The 17560-nt window shown below is 65.4% G+C and carries 17 protein-coding genes; 8 read left to right on the top strand and 9 right to left on the bottom strand.

What is annotated here, in order from left to right:
* Window positions 1-178 precede the first annotated feature (178 nt).
* The 4 genes from QX041_RS02250 to hpaR all read right to left on the bottom strand — a co-directional run bounded on the left by QX041_RS02250 (window position 179) and on the right by hpaR (window position 4429).
* Entirely contained in the window at window positions 179-1702 is a 1524-nt protein-coding gene (locus QX041_RS02250) for an altronate dehydratase family protein (RefSeq protein ID WP_316164393.1), read from the bottom strand.
* Window positions 1703-1818: 116 nt separating this feature from the next.
* Window positions 1819-2598: an HpcH/HpaI aldolase family protein gene (locus QX041_RS02245; protein ID WP_315749218.1), complete on the bottom strand. Its 780-nt coding sequence runs from the start codon at window positions 2596-2598 to the stop codon at window positions 1819-1821.
* Between the two features lie 131 nt (window positions 2599-2729).
* Entirely contained in the window at window positions 2730-3815 is a 1086-nt protein-coding gene (locus tag QX041_RS02240) for a malate/lactate/ureidoglycolate dehydrogenase (RefSeq protein WP_316164392.1), read from the bottom strand.
* Between the two features lie 158 nt (window positions 3816-3973).
* Window positions 3974-4429 carry a homoprotocatechuate degradation operon regulator HpaR gene (gene hpaR, locus QX041_RS02235; RefSeq protein ID WP_409977900.1) on the bottom strand — a complete coding sequence of 152 codons (456 nt, stop codon included), beginning with the start codon at window positions 4427-4429 and terminating at the stop codon, window positions 3974-3976.
* A 186-nt stretch (window positions 4430-4615) separates the two neighbouring features.
* Between hpaR and hpaH the strand changes: the two genes are divergently transcribed.
* From hpaH to QX041_RS02210, 5 genes are read left to right on the top strand one after another with little or no spacing between them, the layout of a single operon-like run.
* Window positions 4616-5422, top strand: coding sequence for a 2-oxo-hept-4-ene-1,7-dioate hydratase (gene hpaH, locus QX041_RS02230; RefSeq protein ID WP_316164391.1), 807 nt, complete (start codon window positions 4616-4618; stop codon window positions 5420-5422).
* A 24-nt stretch (window positions 5423-5446) separates the two neighbouring features.
* Window positions 5447-5845, top strand: a complete 399-nt coding sequence (locus QX041_RS02225; RefSeq protein ID WP_315826358.1) for a 5-carboxymethyl-2-hydroxymuconate Delta-isomerase — start codon at window positions 5447-5449, stop codon at window positions 5843-5845.
* Window positions 5838-7376 carry a 5-carboxymethyl-2-hydroxymuconate semialdehyde dehydrogenase gene (hpaE, locus tag QX041_RS02220; protein WP_316164390.1) on the top strand — a complete coding sequence of 513 codons (1539 nt, stop codon included), beginning with the start codon at window positions 5838-5840 and terminating at the stop codon, window positions 7374-7376. The genes QX041_RS02225 and hpaE overlap by 8 nt, the downstream gene beginning before the upstream one ends.
* A gap of 12 nt (window positions 7377-7388) precedes the next feature.
* A complete protein-coding gene (locus QX041_RS02215; protein WP_316164389.1) occupies window positions 7389-8261 on the top strand; it encodes a fumarylacetoacetate hydrolase family protein in 873 nt (290 codons plus the stop codon).
* A gap of 21 nt (window positions 8262-8282) precedes the next feature.
* The gene (locus QX041_RS02210) at window positions 8283-9917 is read left to right on the top strand and encodes a thiamine pyrophosphate-dependent enzyme (protein ID WP_316164388.1); all 1635 of its coding nucleotides are present in this window, start codon (window positions 8283-8285) and stop codon (window positions 9915-9917) included.
* A gap of 6 nt (window positions 9918-9923) precedes the next feature.
* Here the strand turns inward: QX041_RS02210 and QX041_RS02205 are convergent, their stop codons facing one another.
* The 5 genes from QX041_RS02205 to QX041_RS02185 all read right to left on the bottom strand — a co-directional run bounded on the left by QX041_RS02205 (window position 9924) and on the right by QX041_RS02185 (window position 14536).
* Window positions 9924-11147, bottom strand: coding sequence for an MFS transporter (locus tag QX041_RS02205; RefSeq protein ID WP_316164387.1), 1224 nt, complete (start codon window positions 11145-11147; stop codon window positions 9924-9926).
* A gap of 74 nt (window positions 11148-11221) precedes the next feature.
* Window positions 11222-11872, bottom strand: coding sequence for a DNA oxidative demethylase AlkB (gene alkB, locus QX041_RS02200; RefSeq protein ID WP_316164386.1), 651 nt, complete (start codon window positions 11870-11872; stop codon window positions 11222-11224).
* Between the two features lie 3 nt (window positions 11873-11875).
* The gene (locus QX041_RS02195; protein WP_316164385.1) at window positions 11876-12619 is read right to left on the bottom strand and encodes a 2OG-Fe(II) oxygenase; all 744 of its coding nucleotides are present in this window, start codon (window positions 12617-12619) and stop codon (window positions 11876-11878) included.
* Window positions 12620-12853: 234 nt separating this feature from the next.
* Window positions 12854-14206 (bottom strand): amidase, encoded by a 1353-nt coding sequence (locus QX041_RS02190; RefSeq protein WP_316164384.1) that lies wholly within the window; start codon window positions 14204-14206, stop codon window positions 12854-12856.
* A gap of 6 nt (window positions 14207-14212) precedes the next feature.
* The gene (locus QX041_RS02185; protein WP_315749203.1) at window positions 14213-14536 is read right to left on the bottom strand and encodes a hypothetical protein; all 324 of its coding nucleotides are present in this window, start codon (window positions 14534-14536) and stop codon (window positions 14213-14215) included.
* Between the two features lie 191 nt (window positions 14537-14727).
* Here QX041_RS02185 and QX041_RS02180 point away from each other — a divergent pair, with 191 nt between their 5' ends.
* The 3 genes from QX041_RS02180 (at window position 14728) to QX041_RS02170 (ending at window position 17434) form a co-directional block, all read left to right on the top strand.
* Window positions 14728-15141, top strand: coding sequence for a Zn-ribbon domain-containing OB-fold protein (locus QX041_RS02180; RefSeq protein WP_315749201.1), 414 nt, complete (start codon window positions 14728-14730; stop codon window positions 15139-15141).
* 4 nt (window positions 15142-15145) lie between these two features.
* Complete coding sequence (locus QX041_RS02175; RefSeq protein ID WP_315749200.1) at window positions 15146-16285, top strand: thiolase C-terminal domain-containing protein; 1140 nt, start codon at window positions 15146-15148, stop codon at window positions 16283-16285.
* Window positions 16286-16519: 234 nt separating this feature from the next.
* Window positions 16520-17434 (top strand): SDR family oxidoreductase, encoded by a 915-nt coding sequence (locus tag QX041_RS02170; RefSeq protein WP_315813057.1) that lies wholly within the window; start codon window positions 16520-16522, stop codon window positions 17432-17434.
* The last annotated feature ends 126 nt before the right edge of the window (window positions 17435-17560 follow it).

The raw sequence follows: 17560 nt of genomic DNA, 5'->3' as shown, positions 1-17560 counted from the left end.
CGGCAGGGCCAGCCCATGACGGACTGCCCACGACAGCCAGCCCATGGCGGCGCGCTCACCTGTCATCTGATCTCAGTTGCGATCCAGTCTCAGTTAACTTGCGATCTCAGCTGCGATCAGATGCCGGGACACCGGACCACAGCCCCGATAGGGGCCGCCGAATAGCTGAGTGATCCAGCTACATCGTCGCGCCGAGCACCCAGGGCGCGAACTCGGCCCCGCCGAAATCGAAGCTCTCGCTCTTGGTCGGCTGCCCCGAGGCGGTCTTCAACATCAATTCGAAGATGCGCTGGCCGCATTCCTGCACCGTCTCCTCGCCGTCGAGGATGGTGCCGCAATTCACGTCCATGTCGTCTTCCATCCGCTTGTACATCGGCGTGTTGGTCGCGAGCTTGATGGACGGCGCCGGTTTGCAGCCGAATACGCTGCCGCGGCCGGTGGTGAAGCAGACGAGATTGGCGCCGCCGGCCACCTGCCCCGTCGCCGCAACCGGGTCGTAACCGGGCGTGTCCATGAACACGAAGCCCTTCTTGGTGACGGCTTCCGCATAATGCAGCACATCGACCAGATTGGTGCTGCCGGCCTTGGCCATCGCGCCGAGCGACTTCTCGAGAATCGTCGTCAGGCCGCCGGCCTTGTTGCCCGGGCTGGGATTGGCGTTCATCTCCGCCCCTTCACGCGCGGTATACTCTTCCCACCAGCGCATCAGGGAGACGAGTTTCTCGCCGACGTCGCGGCTGACTGCGCGGCGCGTCAGCAGATGCTCGGCGCCGTAGGTCTCAGGCGTCTCCGACAGGATCACTGTGCCGCCATGTCGCACCAGCAGATCGCTTGCCGCACCGAGCGCCGGATTGGCCGAGATGCCGGAATAGCCGTCGGACCCACCACATTGAAGGGCGACAGTCAGTTCGCTGGCCGGAACCGTCTCGCGCTTGACCCTGTTGGCGTCGGCGAGCGCTTCCCTGACGAAAGCGATGCCGGCCTCGACGGTCTTGCGGGTGCCGCCGACCTCCTGGATGTCCATGGCGCGCAGGCGGCCGGCGAGCTTCTGCTCCTCCATCAATCCGCCGATCTGATTGGCCTCGCAACCAAGGCCGAGCACGATCACCGCAGAGAAGTTCGCGTGCCGCGCGTAGCCGCCGAGGGTTCGCCGCAGCAGCTTCAACGGCTCGTCGAGCGTCATGCCGCAGCCGGTCTTGTGCGTCAGCGCCACGACGCCGTCGACGTTCGAGAAGTCGGCGAGCGGATCGTCACCGGTGAAGGGATTGCGCTTGAACACGTCGGCAACGAGGCCCGCGACATGCGCGCTGCAGTTCACCGAGGTCAGAATGCCGATGTAGTTGCGGGTCGCGACCCGGCCATCGGGCCGGCGAATGCCCTCGAACGTCGCCGGAAGATCGAAATTCGGCGTCGGCTTCACGTCAACGCCATAGGCGTAGTCCTTGGCGAAATCGCCCATGCCGCAGTTCTGCGTATGAACGTGCTGCCCGGGCGCGATCGGCGCGGTCGCGAAGCCGATGATCTGGCCGTAGCGGCGGATGGGCTCGCCCTGTGCGATCGGACGCACCGCGACCTTGTGACCGGCCGGAATCCGGTCGGTCGTGGTGACCCCATCGGCGATCGACAGCCCCGGGGGCAGGCTGGCGCGCGCGATCAGGACGCTGTCCTCGGGATGAAGACGGATGACGGGGGTGGGAGCCATGGCTGTCTCTCTCGTATCAATACGACGATCGCGAACACATATGCGAATGGCGAGCGGCGCATAGCGAATGGACGGATCCCCGTTCGCTACGCCCTCCTCGCCACTCGCCTTTCTCGTTACGCTTTGCCGCCGGATTCCTTGCGGGTCTGCGCGACCTGCTGGCGGGCATAGACCTGCATCAGGCCGACCTCGTTCGACAAGGTCACGAGCTTGAAGCCCATGTTGATGGCGCGGACCGCACCCTCGGCGCCGCTGCAGTGAATGCCGGGATTGAGCCCACGCTTGCCACACTCCTTCACGATCTTCTCATAGATCTTGAGGATTTCCGGCTCGTCACGATCGAGCTTCGGCACCAGGCCATAGGAAAAGCCGAGATCGGAGGGCCCGATATAGACGCCGTCGATGCCTTCGACATCGAGAATGGCTTCCATGTTCTCGACCGCGGTCCTGGTCTCCATCATCGGCAGCAGCACGATCTCGTCGTTGGCCGTCTTCTGATACTCGCCCGCACCACCATACATGCCCGAGCGGATCGGACCGTTGGAGCGCACACCCTTCGGCGGATATTTGGAATAGGAAACGAGGTTGCGCGCTTCCTGCGCTGTGTTGACCATCGGGCAGATGACACCATAGGCACCACCATCGAGCACCTTGCCGATGATGCCGGGCTCATTCCACGGCACGCGCACCATCGGCGTGACCGGATGGCCATGCATGGCCTGGAAGCATTGCACCATCGACAGATAGTCCTGCACCCCGTGCTGCATGTCCACGGTGACGCTGTCGAAGCCGCACTGAGCCACGACCTCCGCGGAGAAGCCCGAGGGGATCGCGAGCCAGGCATTCACCACCGTCTTGCCTTCGGCCCAGAGCTGCTTGACCTTATTGTTCGCCACGACTGCGTTTCCTTCCCTTGTTGTTCAACCGATCCGTCTCGTTAGAATTCGTTCTCGCCGATGGCGCAACGCAATGCAATCCCGCTCAATTCGAGCATGGATGCTTCGCACCACCCGCAGTCACACCGATTTCACGATGTCGCCCGCTGAATGCTCGCTTCGCTGACACCCACTTCGCGTGCCGTGTTCACTATTGCCGCCCAGGTGTCATCGGGCAAGGGTACGCCATTGGCCGTACGCTCGGCCCGCATCTTGCGCTCGGGATCGCCCGGCACCAGCACCTGATCAACGCCGGAGACCGGCTTGGTCGCCCGGATGAAATCCGTGTAGCGGGTGATCTCACCATCAAAGAAGCTCGCCGGATCGACCACCTTCGGGTCGATGTAGATCGCGAGCATGCCGTTGGCAAAGCGCCGATTTGCCGACGTCGCCCCGGTGCCGGTCAAGGCGCCGCCGAGCAGCTCGCAGATGAAGGCGAGACCAGAGCCCTTGTGCTCGCCGAAGGCGCGGATCGCTCCCGTCCCCTTGGTGTGGTCGCGCGTCCCCTCGGCCTCATAGGGTCCATAGAGCACCGCCGGATCCTCGCTGAGCGTCCCGTCGGCATCGATCAAGGCGCCCTTGGGCAGCTTCTTGCCGCCACGGCTCGCCACCAAGACCTTTCCCTCGGCCACGATCGAGGTCGCGAAATCGAGCACGATGGGATCCTTTCCCTGGCGCGGAATGCCGACACAATATGGCGCGGTGGAGAACCGCTTCTCGACTCCGCCATAGGGCGCCACCAGCAGTGAACCTGCGGCCGTGACGAAATGAATGGAGACGAGCCCCTCGGCGGCGGCCATTTCCGCCCAGTCGCCGACCCGGCCGAGATGGCCGGAATTGCGCAGCGCCAACGCAGCCAAGCCGCCCTTCTTGCAACGCTCGATGCCGATCCTCACGGCCTGTGGTGTCACGGTCTGACCGTAGCCGAACTTGCCGTCGACGACCACCAGCGACGGGGTGTCGACCACGACCTCTGCGGTCTGGTTGGGCACGATCGAACCCATCTTCTGCCAACGGATATAGACGGGCACGCGGATCACACCGTGGCTGTCATGCCCTGTCAGGTTGGCCGTCGTCAGATAGGTCGCGATCCGGCGGGCCTCCTCCGGTGAGGAATTGGCGTGTTCAAAGACGTCGGCAACGAAATCGATGAGATGCGCAACCTTGATAGTGACCATGACAACTCGCGGGTTCGATCAGCATGCGAAAACAGAGTTAGCATGGTTTGCCATGCCTGCGACGCACGCCCTCTCCGCTGGACTGCATCGCTTCTTATCAAAACGCCGAACGGCCTGCCAAGCATGAGACCGCGTCATTGCGCTTGGTCCGCGGCAGATCAGCCATCGCCGTCGTCGGAGGCGTCGAGATCGCCGCCGATGCTCTGCTCCAGCTCGCCCAGCATCTTGTGCAATGCGGCAAGCTTGCGGGCGCCATACCGGCTGGCAATCGATGCATAGATCGCCTCTGAGCTCGGCGCGACCTGTGCGATCAGCTTCATGCCCTTGGCCGAGATCGACAACACGCCCCTGCGCATGTCGCGGCTATCGACTTCGCGCTGAATCAGGCCGCGCGCCTCGAGATCGCGCAGGATGCGGGACAGGCTGGGCCCGAGCAGGAACGCGACCCTCGCCAGCTCCGTCACCTCGATCACATCGACCGCCGCCAGCGCGCGCAAGATACGCCATTGCTGCTCGGTCAGGCCGTGCTGTCGCAGATTGGGGCGAAACTGCCGCATCACGGCCTCACGCGCCCGCAACAAGGCCATCGGCAGCGACTGCGAGAAGTCGCGCATCGGCACCTTGCGCGCTTCCTTCGCCGCCTGCCTGGCGACCTTGGCCCTGGTCTCGCTCACATCAATCTCCTCAATCTCCCGTGGGCTATCCTGAACATTTGCACTGCAGCAAACGTCCTTTCGGTTTGCCGACTGAAACTTAACATGTTAATCATCTGTCGCCATCTCTTTTCTGAGCGATAGACCATGCCTCTTGCGAGCGACCAGATTCATAGCTGCGCCTTACGCCTGGATCAGGCCGAAAAGAGCCGCCGCCAGATCAGGCAGTTGTCGCAGGAGTTTCCCGATATCACCATCGCAGATGCCTATGCGATCCAGGAGGCCTGGATCAGCATCAAGGTGGCCGCGGGCCGCGTCATCAAGGGTCACAAGATCGGGTTGACATCGAAGGCGATGCAGAGCGCGCTGAACATCGATGAACCGGATTCGGGCGTGCTGCTCGACGACATGTTCTTTGCCGATGGCGGGCTGGTGCCGTCCGACCGCTTCATCGCGACGCGTATCGAGGCGGAGCTTGCCTTCGTCATGAAGCACCGTCTGTCTGGACCGGACTGCACCTTGTTCGACGTACTCAACGCGACGGATTTCGTGGTGCCGGCACTCGAGATCCTGGATACGCGGATCGAGCGGGTGGATCCCGCGACCAAGGCGACCCGCAAGATCTTCGATACGATCGCCGACAACGCCGCAAATGCCGGCATCGTGCTCGGCGGCCGGCCGCTGCGGCCGCTCGATGCCGACCTGCGCTGGATCGGCGCACTCTGTTATAAGAACGGTCAACTGGAAGAGACCGGCTTGGCCGCCGGCGTGCTGAACAACCCGGCAACGGCCGTTGCGTGGCTCGCCAACAAGATCGCGGCAAATGGATTCGCGCTGGAGCCGGGACAGGTGGTCCTTGCCGGCTCGTTCATCCGGCCGATCGAGGCGCGCAAGGGCGACACGATCCAGGCCGACTACGGCCCGTATGGGACGGTGAGCTGTTACTTCGCCTGAAGCCTGCCCCGGAGCGACCGCATCATGCCGCATTTCAGCATCGAATACTCCGCCAATCTCGACGCCTTTGTCGTGATGGCCAACGTCTGCGAAGTGGTCCGCAAGGCCGCCAGCGAGACCGGGATCTTTCCGATCGGCGGCATCCGCGTGCGCGCGATCCGCTGCGAGCACTACGCGATCGCCGACGGCAAGCCCGACTCCGCCTTCCTCGCCATGCTGCTGCGGCTCGGCGAAGGCCGCGACCTCGCGGCACGGCAGAAGGCCGGCGAGCACGTCTTCAAGGCACTCTCGGCGTATCTCGATCCGGTCTTCGCAAGCACCAAGTTCGCATTGTCCTTCGACATGCAGATCAACGACGCCGCGACCAGCTGGAAGCGCAACAACATCCACGACGCCCTGAAAGCGGAGGCATCCCATGGATAAGGCCAGCCCCAAGACCGACATCTACAAGGCCAATCTCGACCGTGCCGCTCCCCTGCTCGCGAAGCTGAAGGACGAGGGCATCGGCCACTTCATCGACGGCAAGGTGGTGCCGGCGATCTCGGGCACGACGTTCGAGACGAAGTCCCCGATCGACGGCACTGTTCTGGCCAAGGTCGCTCGCGGCAATGCAGAGGACATCGACCGCGCGGCGACATCGGCCGCACTCGCCTTCAGATCCTGGCGCGACATGGCGCCGGCGATGCGGCGCAAGCTACTGCATCGCGTGGCCGACGCGATCGAGGATCATGCCGACGACATCGCCGTGCTCGAATGCATCGACACCGGGCAGGCCTATCGCTTCATGGCCAAGGCCGCGGTCCGCGCGGCGGAAAACTTCCGCTTCTTCGCCGACAAATGCACCGAGGCGCGTGACGGCCTGAGTACGCCGAGCGACGAGCATTGGAACATCTCGACGCGGGTGCCGATCGGCCCGGTCGGCGTGATCACGCCATGGAACACGCCGTTCATGCTGTCGACCTGGAAGATCGCCCCGGCGCTCGCGGCCGGCTGCACGGTCGTACACAAGCCGGCGGAATGGTCGCCGATCACGGCGCAGTGGCTGGCCAAGCTCGCCAAGGACGCCGGCATTCCCGACGGCGTCCTCAACACCGTTCATGGCTTCGGGGAGGAGGCCGGCAAGGCGCTGACCGAGCATCCCGCGATCAAGGCAATCGGCTTCGTCGGCGAGAGCTCGACGGGATCTGCGATCATGGCGCAGGGCGCACCGACCCTGAAGCGGGTGCATTTCGAACTCGGCGGCAAGAACCCGGTGATCGTGTTCGACGATGCCGATCTCGACCGCGCGCTCGATGCCGTCGTGTTCATGATCTACTCGCTCAACGGTGAGCGCTGCACCTCATCCAGCCGCCTGCTGGTGCAGCAGAGTATCGCCGAGACCTTTACGGCCAAGCTTGCGGCGCGCGTGCGTGCGCTGAAAGTGGGTCATCCGCTCGATCCCGCCACCGAGATCGGGCCGCTGATCCACGAACGGCATCTCGCCAAGGTCTGCTCCTATGTCGACGTTGCACGCGAGGACGGTGCGATCATCGCCGTCGGCGGCAAGCGGTTCGACGGCCCGGGCGGCGGGCATTACGTCGAGCCGACACTGGTGACCGGCGCGCGCCAGACCATGCGCGTGGCGCAAGAAGAGGTGTTCGGGCCGTTCCTCACCGTGATCCCGTTCCGCGACGAGGCTGACGCGATCGCGGTCGCCAATGACGTGCAATACGGCCTCACCGGCTATGTCTGGACCGGCGACATGGGCCGCGCGCTGCGCGTCGCCGACGCGCTGGAAGCCGGCATGATCTGGCTGAACTCGGAGAATGTCCGCCACCTGCCAACCCCGTTCGGCGGCATGAAGGCATCGGGCATCGGCCGCGACGGCGGCGACTATTCGTTCGACTTCTACATGGAGACCAAGCACGTTTCGCTCGCGCGCGGCACCCACAAGATCCAGCGGCTCGGCGTCTAAGGAGAACTGCCCATGACCTCCGCTCGCCTCGCCACCTATGCCGTCGATGGTTCGGTCCGCTACGGGCTCGTGACCGACACCGGCCTCGTCGATCTCTCCGCGCGGTTCGCCAGGGATTATCCGACCTTGCGTGAGGTGATCGCCGCGGGCGCCCTGCCCCGGTTGATCGATGCCGCAGCCGGGCTGTCGCCCGATCACGGCCTCGATGCCATCACCTGGCTGCCGCCGATCGCTTCGCCCGAGAAGATCATCTGCATCGGCGTCAATTATCCTGACCGCAATGCCGAATACAAGGATGGCCAGGACGCGCCGAAATATCCGTCGATGTTCATGCGGACGCCGCGCTCCTTCGTCGGTCATGAAACGCCCCTGGTGCGTCCCCGCGCCTCGCCGCAGCTCGACTATGAAGGCGAGCTCGTGCTGATCATCGGCAAGGCCGGCCGTCACATCCCGGAGGCCCAGGCGCTGGATCACATCGCCGCACTCACGCTTTGCAACGAGGGCACCATCCGCGACTGGGTGCGGCATGCCAAGTTCAACGTCACCCAAGGCAAGAACTTCGATTCGACCGGCAGCCTCGGGCCTTGGATCGTGCCCTACACGAATGAGAGCCAGATTGCCGATATCCGGCTGACGACGCGCGTCAATGGCGAATTGCGCCAGGACGACCGCACGTCACGGCTGATCTTCGGCTTCCGCTACCTCATCAACTACATCTCGACCTTCACCACGCTCGTCCCCGGTGACGTGATCGTGACGGGCACGCCCACCGGCGCCGGTGCACGGTTCGATCCGCCGCGTTATCTGAAGCCCGGCGACGTCATCGAGATCGAAGCCGAGGGCGTCGGCACCTTGCGCAATGGCGTCGTCGACGAAGCTCTGTAAAGTCAGCAACGGAATGTCAGCATGACCACCATGACCGGCGGCGAAGCCATCGTCAGCGGGCTCGTCGCCCACGGCGTCGACACCGTGTTCGGCCTGCCTGGAGCGCAGGTCTATGGCCTGTTCGATGCCTTCCACCAGGCGCAGCTCAAGGTCGTCGGCGCCCGCCACGAACAGGCCTGCGGCTACATGGCGTTCGGCTATGCCCGCGCCAGCGGCAGGCCCGGCGTGTTCAGCGTCGTGCCGGGTCCCGGCGTGCTCAACGCCGGCGCGGCACTGCTCACCGCCTTCGGCTGCAACGAACCGGTGCTTTGTCTCACGGGCCAGGTGCCGACCGACTATCTCGGCCGCGGCCGCGGCCATCTGCACGAGATGCCGGACCAGCTCGCGACCCTGCGCACCTTCGTCAAATGGGCCGAGCGCATCGAATACCCCGACAGCGCGCCGACGCAGGTCGCGCGCGCGTTCCAGGAGATGATGTCGGGGCGGCGCGGCCCCGCTGCGCTCGAGATGCCGTGGGACGTGTTCACGCAGAAGGCGGCCACCGCCGCGGCGATGCCGCTGGCACAGTTCGCGCCGCCGCAGCCCGATCCCGACCGCATCGCCAAGGCGGCCGGGCTGATCACGTCCGCGAAGGCGCCGATGATCTTCGTCGGCTCAGGCGCAATCGAGGCGCGCGAGGACATCCTCGAGCTCGCCGAGATGATCGACGCGCCGGTCGTCGCCTTCCGGTCCGGGCGCGGCATCGTCTCCAATGCACACGAGCTCGGACTGACGATGGCTGCTGCCTACAAGCTCTGGCCGGCGACCGATCTGATGATCGGCATCGGCACCCGCATGGAGCTGCCGACCACGTTCCGCTGGCCGTTCAAGCCGGATGGATTGAAGTCGATCCGCATCGACATCGACCCGGTGGAGATGCGGCGCCTGATCGTCGACGCCGGCATCGTCGCCGATGCCAAGGCGGGCACGGCCGCGCTCGTCGCTGCTGTGAGCAAGGCGGGGTACCGCAAGAGCTCGGGACGCCGCGCCGCGATCCGGGAGGTCACCGCAGCGACCTTGCAGGAGATCCAGAAGGTACAGCCGCAGATGGCCTATCTGAACGTGCTCCGCGAGGTGCTGCCGCGCGACGCCATCGTCACCGACGAACTGTCGCAGGTCGGCTTCGCCTCCTGGTACGGCTTTCCCGTCTACGAGCCGCGCACCTTCATCACCTCGGGCTATCAGGGCACGCTCGGCGCGGGTTTTCCCACCGCGCTCGGTGCCAAGGTGGCGCATCCCGACAGACCTGTGATCGCGATCACCGGCGATGGCGGTTTCATGTTCGCCGTGCAGGAGCTGGCGACTGCCGTGCAATACAACATCGGCGTCGTCACCCTGGTGTTCAACAACAATTCCTATGGCAATGTCCGGCGCGACCAGCGTGAGCGCTTCGACGGCCGCGTCGTCGCCTCCGATCTCGTCAATCCGGATTTCGTCACGCTCGCCGAATCCTTCGGCGTCGCCGCCAGCAAGGTCACGTCACCCGATCAGTTCAAATCCGCGCTCGAGACGGCGCTGGCGCATGGCGGGCCATATCTGATCGACATCGAGGTGCCGCGCGACTCCGAGGTCTCGCCCTGGGCCTTCATCCATCCGTCGAAGCCTCCAGGGATCTGATCGACCTCACGGCGGGGACGCGCGGCGTCCCTGCAATCCGGCCGCGGCCATCGCCAGCAGGCCCGCGCCGGCCACGAGCCAGCACGCGACCGGCGCCCACTGCACCAGCGGCGCATAGTCTGGCAACTTCTGCAGGCCGCCGGCGACGGCAGCGATCCGCGCGAAGGTTGCCAGCGCCAGCGCCGAGAACACGAGCCCGGTCACCTTGCCCTCGGCGCCGGTCGTCCCGATCGCGAGCGCCGCGGAAATGGCGCTCATCATCATGCAGCCCCAGGCCGCCCCGGCGATGAACTGCGCCACGATCAGCACGGTCAATGCGCCCGCGAGCTCGGCGATCACGATCGCGAGCGCACCGAGCAGACCGGCGAATCCCATCACGATGAGCCCGCCGCGATGCTTGACGACCACGCTGGCCGGGAACAGCACGAGGTTGAAGCCGATCCAGAACACCGGCATCAGCCAGGAAAGGTCCTCCGGCCTGGCGAAGCGGAGATAGAACGCCGAGCTGTTGATGCTGAAATGCAGCTGGTAGCCGAGCGCGAGGATCACCATGGCGCCGATGAACAGCAGCGGGAGTCCCCGCAGCGGCCTGGGCTCGGGCTTGGCAGCTGCTTGCGCTGCCCGACCGCTATCCTGCGGAATGCGCGAGAGACCGAGCGCCGTCAGCAGCAGCACGGCCGATGAGATGACGAACGGCAGGCGCGGATCGTAGTCGCGCAGGATCACGCCGAGGTAGGGCGACACGGCGCCGGCCACGCCATAGCCGAGCATGACCAGCGCTGCCAGGAACGGAATGGCCGGCCGGGCCGCATGACGCCCGAGCAGCGTCAAGGGCGGCGCGCGCAAGACCGACGAGGTCAGCGCCCAGATCGCGATCAGTCCGATGAAGACCGCTGGACCTGTGGACGCCGCCACGAAAGGCAGCGCGACAAAGGCGGCGCAGGATACCGCAGTCAGCAGGCCGATGAAGAGACCGAACCGCGCGGCGGCGCGCCCGATGCGATCGGCCGCAAGTCCCATCGCAGTATCGGACACTGTGAAGATCGCCTGGTCCAGCATCAGGATCAGAACGACGGCGGAGGGCGCGATGCCGGCCTGGGCGGCGAGCTTCGGCAGATAGATCACGTAGGTCGTCCACAGCAGCGTGAACACCAGCTGTAGCAGCGCAAGGTGAAGTCCTATTCGCGTCGCCGCAGGTGCCCGCTCGTCCGCAAGTTCGACAGTGCTCATGGCCCTTCTCCCGGGCGCAGCATAGAGCCAGGGATGCCCGTTGCAAAATGAGGAACGTCACAGGGCGGCCAGGACTATCGGGCGCGGCGGAACGTCAGGTTGATGCGCCGGCGGCCGAGCCGGGCATGCTCGCCATCGGCGAGCGGCGCGACGCCGTGAAAGGCGAGCCGCGCCGGGCCGCCCCAGACGACGACGTCGCCATGGGCCAGCCGATAGCGTTGCGTCTTGTCGGAGCGCTTGAGGCCGCCGAACAGGAACGTCGCGGGAAGGCCCAATGACACGGAGACGATCGGCGCGCCGACGTCGCGCTCGTCGCGATCCTGATGCAGCGACATCTTGGCGCCGGGCTCGTAGCGATTGATCAGGCAGGCATCGGGCGCGAAGGCCGCAAAGCCTGCTTCGCTCGCCGCCTGCTCGGCGAGCTGTCGCAACAGCGGCGGCATCGCCGGCCACCTCTGTCCGCTGTCTGGATCAACGGGATCGTAGCGATAGCCGCTGCGGTCCGTCACCCAGCCGACCGAGCCGCAATTCGTCATGGCCACCGACATCTGGTGCCCGCCGGGCGTGATCATCCGGCGGAACGGCGCCTGCGCGGTGATCGCCTCGATCGCGGCCAGAAGCTCCGTCGCATGTGGCTGCGCAAAACCACGCAGCAGCACCGCGCCTGGCGCGAGCGGCTCGCGCGCCGGTCCGGCGATCTCAAATCCATCGAACAGATCCGTCATATGCTACTTCGCATCGTGAAAGATCACACCGAGCGTATGCCGCCGGCCGGAACGCAGCCGGCTCACGCCATGACGCATGTTGACGCGGTAGCTGCCGCGCGTGCCCTGGACCGGGCGATTGTGGACCGCGAACACCACGGCGTCGCCCTGCCGGAGCGGCACCACCTCGGCGCGCGACTGCATGCGCGGCCGCTGCTCGGTCAGCACGAACTCGCCTCCCTCGAAATCGCGCCCCGGCTCTGACAGCAGGATCGCGATCTGCAACGGAAACACGTGCTCGCCATAGAGATCCTGGTGAAGACAATTGTAGTCGCCCTCGACATATTGCAGCAAGAGCGGCGTCGGCCTGATCTGGCCGGCCTGATGACAGCGCGCCAGGAAGTCGTCGTGCTCGGCGGGATATTGGATGTCGATCCCCATCGTCGCATTCCAGCGGTTGGCGATCGCGACCAGATGCGAATAGAGCCGCGGCCGCAACTGCGCGATCGGATCGGGCAGCGGATAACTGAAATATTTGTACTCGCCGCGGCCGAAACCATGCCGCGCCATGACGACGCGGCTGCGGAAGTGCCGGTCGTCCGGATAGAACGCGGCCAGCGCGCGGCACGTGTCGGGCGACAGCAGCTGCGTCAACACGGCGCAGCCGCTGGAATCGAGATCGCGTTCAACCATCGCCCAATCGAGCTGGTCGATCCCGATCGCGGCGGGAGTATCGATGTCGAGCGTAGCCTGTTTGAGCCTGGTCATTCGGACATTCCAGCTGTCATTCCGGAGCGGCGCAAAGCGACGAGCCCGGAATCCATACGCACGGTCGTGGTTATGTATTCCGCGCCTGCGCGCAAGGGCGCGCATCCCGGAATGACGACAGTGTTACGGAGTGGCCAGCGGGGCACCACCCGATTTCCGGTAGCATCCATGTCGATGATACCGTAACGACGACAGGTTCCCATCCGGCGTCGGAACGCCGGGCTCTTTCCCTACTCAGCCCCGCACCACGCCCTCGATGCCCGCCGCGATCTCCAGCAGCTTGCGGTCGTGGCCGCCGGACTGCGCCAGCATCAGGCCGACCGGGACCTCGCCGTGGCGGTGCGCCGGCAGCGAGATGGCGCAGCCGTCGATCATGTTGATGAAGGTGCAATTGCGCAAAGCGCGGATGTTCTCGCGGGCGAAGGCCTGGTCGTCGGCGAGATCGGCGATGACAGGCGGCGCGTTGGCCGTAGTCGGCATCGCCAGCGCATCGTAGGGCGCGATGCGTGCAGCGGCGCGCTTCACCAGCGAGCGGCGGGCGTTGAGCATCTCGATGTAGTCGGGCACCGTGATCGCCTCGCCGCGCATGATGCGGACGGACACGCGCGGATCGTAGACGTCGCCCTTGGCTGTGAGCAGGAAGCGGTGCCAGGCATAGCTCTCGGCGGCGGCGAAGCCGCCCTTCATGCCGATCAGGCCGACGTCGAGGAACTCGGGGAATTCGATACGCTCGATGAGCGCCCCCTGCTTCGCCAGCGTCTGCAGCGCCCGCTCAAAGGTCTCGGCGACCTCGGCATCGAGCTCGTCGAGCACGACCGTGGTGGGCACCGCAAGCCGCAAACCCTTCACCGGGCGCGACGCGAGCGGGCGGACCGGCTCGTCGGCCAGCACGGAATCGAGGACGGCACAGCAGGCGACCGTGTTGGCGAGCGGCCCGAAGCTGTCGAGCGTGGTCGACAGCGGCACGCCGCCGTCGAGCGGCACGCGGGCCTGCGTCGGCTTGTAGCCCGTGATGCCGTTGAAGGCCGCGGGGATGCGGCAGGAGCCGCCGGTGTCGGTGCCGAGCGCGCCATAGGCCATGCGGTCGACGACGGACACCGCCGCGCCCGACGACGAGCCGCCGGGCACATGGCCAACCTCGCGCTTCCAGGCGCTCTTCGGCGTGCCGTAATGCGGGTTGATGCCGATGCCGGAATAAGCGAACTCGGTCATGTTGGTGCGGCCGATCACGACGAAGCCGGCCCGGCGCAGCCGCGCCACCGCCGGCGCATCGGCCTCGGCCGGCGCGGAATCCTCCAGCGCCCGCGAGCCGGCGCGGGTGACCTGGCCCTTGATGTCGAACAGGTCCTTGACCGAGACCGGAATGCCGGCGTAGGGCGACGGCGCCGCATTGGCCTTGCGCAGCGCGTCCATGCCGTCGGCCGCCGCCAGCGCGGCCTCCTTGTCGACATGGATGAAGGCGCGCTGGCCCTCACCGGCGGGATCGGCGATCCGGGCTAGACATTCCTCCACGAGCTTACGGGACGAGGTGCGGCCGGCGGCGAGATCGTCGGCCAGCGCGGCCAGCGTCGGAATTGAAACGGTCATGGCATCCTATCGCGTGTCTGCGGCATCGGCCGCGATGTCCAGATCGAGCAGCGCGGAACTCAGCGACTTGCCGTGCGCATCCAGCGCGAGCGACCGGGTGACCCCGCCGCCGAGCGCCCGGCTCATCACGAAATTCAGCGCCGCAATGTTGGGCAGCTCATAGCGGACCACCTCGCCCTGGACAATGCCGGCGAAGTGCGCCTTCACACGCTCGGCCGTGACTTGTGCGAGCAGCAGCGGGTAATCCTTGGGGTCGTAGGCGATGACCGAGATGTTCGAGGTGTCACCCTTGTCGCCGGTTCTGGAATGGGCGATGTCACGCAGCTTCATCTCGGCTCCGATCATACTCCCAGCATCAAAGACCAATTTTCATCAGGCGGCAATTGCCGTCCAAACACCTCTGCGCCTCCCGGAGGGCCGCATGCGTGGCGTGATGGACCGTTGACGCGTCTGCGTCAAATGGCGCATCACGGATGCAAAGGAGCGGGCGACGGAGCCCGCCGCAGGGAGGATCAACCGGGATGGCCGAGCCGATGCGTGCACGCCCCAAACCGACACCCGAGACGCAGCATTTCTGGGACGGCACCCGGGCCGGCGAATTGCGGCTGCAGCGCTGCGACGCCTGTGCCCACGTCTACTTCCCGCCGCGCCCATTCTGTCCGGCCTGCGCCAGCCGCAAGGTCAGCGTCTTCAAGGCCACGGGCAAAGGCACGCTCTACAGCTACGTCATCAACCATCGTCCCCCGGCGCCCGGCTTCACGCCGCCCTACGCCATTGCCGTCGTGGCGCTCGAAGAGGGCCCGCGCATGATGAGCAACATCACGGGCTGCCCGCAGACACCGGAGGCATTGGAGCTCGACATGGCCCTCGAAGTCACATTCGAGAAAATGGACGAGCAGATCACCCTGCCCCTGTTCCGGCCGGCGAAAGGATAGCGCCATGCGTCGAAACCAGGTGGCCGTGGTCGGCGCGGCCGAGACCACCGAGCTCGGAATCATCCCGACGATGTCGCAGATCCAGCTGCATGCGGACGCGGCACTGAATGCCATCGCCGATGCCGGGCTCAAGCTGTCGGACATCGACGGCTTCGCCACCGCGGTCGAGACGCCGCAGCAGATCTGCCATTATCTCGGCATCACACCGACCTGGGTCGATGGCACCTCGGTCGGCGGCTGCTCCTTCATGCTGCATGTCCGCCACGCCGCGGCTGCGATCGAAGCCGGGCTATGCAAGACCGTGCTGATCACCCACGCCGAGAGCGGCAAATCGATGATCGGCAAGCTGCCGCGCTCGATCCCGCCGGACAGCCTGCAGGGCCAGTTCGAGGCGCCGTTCGGCGTCTACGGGCCGCCCAGCATGTTCCCGATCCCCGTGCTGCGCTACATGAAGACGTACGGCATCACCCATGAGCAGCTGGCGATGGTTGCGGTCGTACAGCGCGAATGGGCGGCAAAGAACCCGCGCGCGATGATGAAGGACCCGATCACCGTCGAGGACGTGCTGAACTCGCGCATGATCGCCTATCCGTTCCGGCTGCTGCAATGCTGCCTCGTCACCGACGGCGGCGGCGCGCTGATCCTGACCTCGGCCGATCGCGCCAAGGATTTTCCGCAGAGGCCAGTCTATGTTCTCGGCACCGGCGAAAGCGTGGAGACGCCGATGGTCAGCCAGATGGAGACGTTCAATTCATCGCGCGCCTTCAAGGTCGCGGGCCCCCTCGCCTTCAAGGAGGCCGGCATCGGCCATGCCGACGTCGACCATCTCATGATCTACGACGCGTTCGCGCATCTGCCGCTGTTCGGTCTCGGTGATCTCGGCTTCATGCCGCATGAGGAGACCGGACCGTTCATCGCCGCCGGACACACACGGCCCGGCGGCAAGCTGCCGCTCAACACCAATGGCGGCGGCCTGTCCTACATGCATTCGGGCATGTACGGCATGTATGCGTTGCAGGAGAGCGTGCGCCAGATGCGTGGCATCGCCCCGGCGCAGGTACCAGGAGCCAAGATCTCGGTGTGCCACGGCGTCGGCGGCATGTTCGCCGCATCGGGGACGATCATCTTTACGAACGAGAGGTAACGACGCTCGCCGTTCCGGTCGCTCTCTTTCGTTTTGTCGTCATGGCCGGGCTTGTCCCGGCCATCCACATCGTCCGGCGCCCTCGGAACGACGTGGATGCCCGGGACAAGCCCGGGCATGACGGAGCAACATATTGGCAGGCAGCCCGGCTGATCTGAGCCGTCTCGTCAAATGCAATAGCCCTGACGCAAACGGGGCAGGATGAACAGCACATCACGCTAAGGAGAACCTCTCATGACCAAATCGCTCCAGGACAAAGTCATCATCGTCACCGGCGCCGGCCGCGGCATCGGCCGCGAGATCGCGCTGCTGTGCGCCGCCGAAGGCGCCAAGGTCGTGGTCAACGATCCCGGCGTGGCGTCCGACGGCTCGGGCACCAGCGCAGCGCCGGCGGAGGAAGTGGTCGAGGAAATCAAGAAGCGCGGCGGCACGGCGGTGGCGAATTTCGAGAGCGTGTCCGAAGCGATCCCGGCCAGCAAGATCGTGAAGGCCGCGACCGACCACTTCGGCAAGCTCGACGGCGTGGTCAACAATGCCGGCATCCTGCGCGACATGATCTTCCACAAGATGAGCATCGAGGCGTTCGAAGCCGTCATCAAGGTCCACCTGATGGGGTCGTTCTATGTCGCTCACTCCGCCGCGCGGCTGTTCCGCGAGCAGGAGAGCGGCTCCTTCGTCCATTTCACCTCGACCTCGGGCCTGATCGGCAATTATGGCCAGGCCAATTACGCCGCGGCGAAGCTCGGCATCGTCGGCCTGTCGAAGTCGATCGCGCTCGACATGGGCCGCTTCAACGTGCGTTCCAATTGCGTCTCGCCGTTTGCCTGGAGCCGAATGATCGGCACCATCCCGGCGGAGACCGAGGCCGAGAAGGAACGCGTCGAACGCATGAAGCGGATGGGGCCCGAGAAGATCGCGCCCGTCGTCGCCTATCTGCTCAGCGATGCCTCGAAAGACGTCACCGGCCAGATCTTCGCCGTTCGCATGAACGAGATCTTTCTGATGAGCCAGTCGCGCCCATTGCGCTCGGTGCACCGCGGCGAAGGCTGGACGCCGCAGACCATTGCGGAGCATGGCATGCCGGCACTGAAGCCGTCGTTCTACAAGCTCGATCGTTCCGCCGACGTGTTCGGCTGGGACCCGATCTGAGATTTGCAGCGCCCAAAATCTGCTTGCAGCGCACACCATCTCAAGTTGTTTTTTGTCCAAACGACCCGCGCGTTGCCATGATTTCGTCGTATGGTCGCCTCCCAACAAAACGTCGGGAGGACACAG

Source organism: Bradyrhizobium sp. SZCCHNRI2009 (assembly GCF_032485115.1).
In the GTDB taxonomy this organism is placed as follows: domain Bacteria; phylum Pseudomonadota; class Alphaproteobacteria; order Rhizobiales; family Xanthobacteraceae; genus Bradyrhizobium.
Note: the sequence above shows the minus strand (reverse complement) of the source record. Positions and strands in the feature narration are given on the sequence as shown.

Bases quoted from the DNA above. Each gene is read 5' to 3' on its own strand.
- hpaH (WP_316164391.1), top strand. From the start codon at position 4,616: ATGCCTCTTGCGAGCGACCAGATTCATAGCTGCGCCTTACGCCTGGAT.
- QX041_RS02195 (WP_316164385.1), bottom strand. From the start codon at position 12,619: ATGACCAGGCTCAAACAGGCTACGCTCGACATCGATACTCCCGCCGCG.
- QX041_RS02190 (WP_316164384.1), bottom strand. From the start codon at position 14,206: ATGACCGTTTCAATTCCGACGCTGGCCGCGCTGGCCGACGATCTCGCC.
- QX041_RS02185 (WP_315749203.1), bottom strand. From the start codon at position 14,536: ATGAAGCTGCGTGACATCGCCCATTCCAGAACCGGCGACAAGGGTGAC.
- QX041_RS02170 (WP_315813057.1), top strand. From the start codon at position 16,520: ATGACCAAATCGCTCCAGGACAAAGTCATCATCGTCACCGGCGCCGGC.
- QX041_RS02175 (WP_315749200.1), top strand. From the start codon at position 15,146: ATGCGTCGAAACCAGGTGGCCGTGGTCGGCGCGGCCGAGACCACCGAG.
- QX041_RS02225 (WP_315826358.1), top strand. From the start codon at position 5,447: ATGCCGCATTTCAGCATCGAATACTCCGCCAATCTCGACGCCTTTGTC.
- QX041_RS02250 (WP_316164393.1), bottom strand. From the start codon at position 1,702: ATGGCTCCCACCCCCGTCATCCGTCTTCATCCCGAGGACAGCGTCCTG.
- hpaE (WP_316164390.1), top strand. From the start codon at position 5,838: ATGGATAAGGCCAGCCCCAAGACCGACATCTACAAGGCCAATCTCGAC.
- QX041_RS02215 (WP_316164389.1), top strand. From the start codon at position 7,389: ATGACCTCCGCTCGCCTCGCCACCTATGCCGTCGATGGTTCGGTCCGC.
- alkB (WP_316164386.1), bottom strand. From the start codon at position 11,872: ATGACGGATCTGTTCGATGGATTTGAGATCGCCGGACCGGCGCGCGAG.
- QX041_RS02205 (WP_316164387.1), bottom strand. From the start codon at position 11,147: ATGAGCACTGTCGAACTTGCGGACGAGCGGGCACCTGCGGCGACGCGA.
- QX041_RS02240 (WP_316164392.1), bottom strand. From the start codon at position 3,815: ATGGTCACTATCAAGGTTGCGCATCTCATCGATTTCGTTGCCGACGTC.
- hpaR (WP_409977900.1), bottom strand. From the start codon at position 4,429: ATGCGCGACTTCTCGCAGTCGCTGCCGATGGCCTTGTTGCGGGCGCGT.
- QX041_RS02180 (WP_315749201.1), top strand. From the start codon at position 14,728: ATGGCCGAGCCGATGCGTGCACGCCCCAAACCGACACCCGAGACGCAG.
- QX041_RS02210 (WP_316164388.1), top strand. From the start codon at position 8,283: ATGACCACCATGACCGGCGGCGAAGCCATCGTCAGCGGGCTCGTCGCC.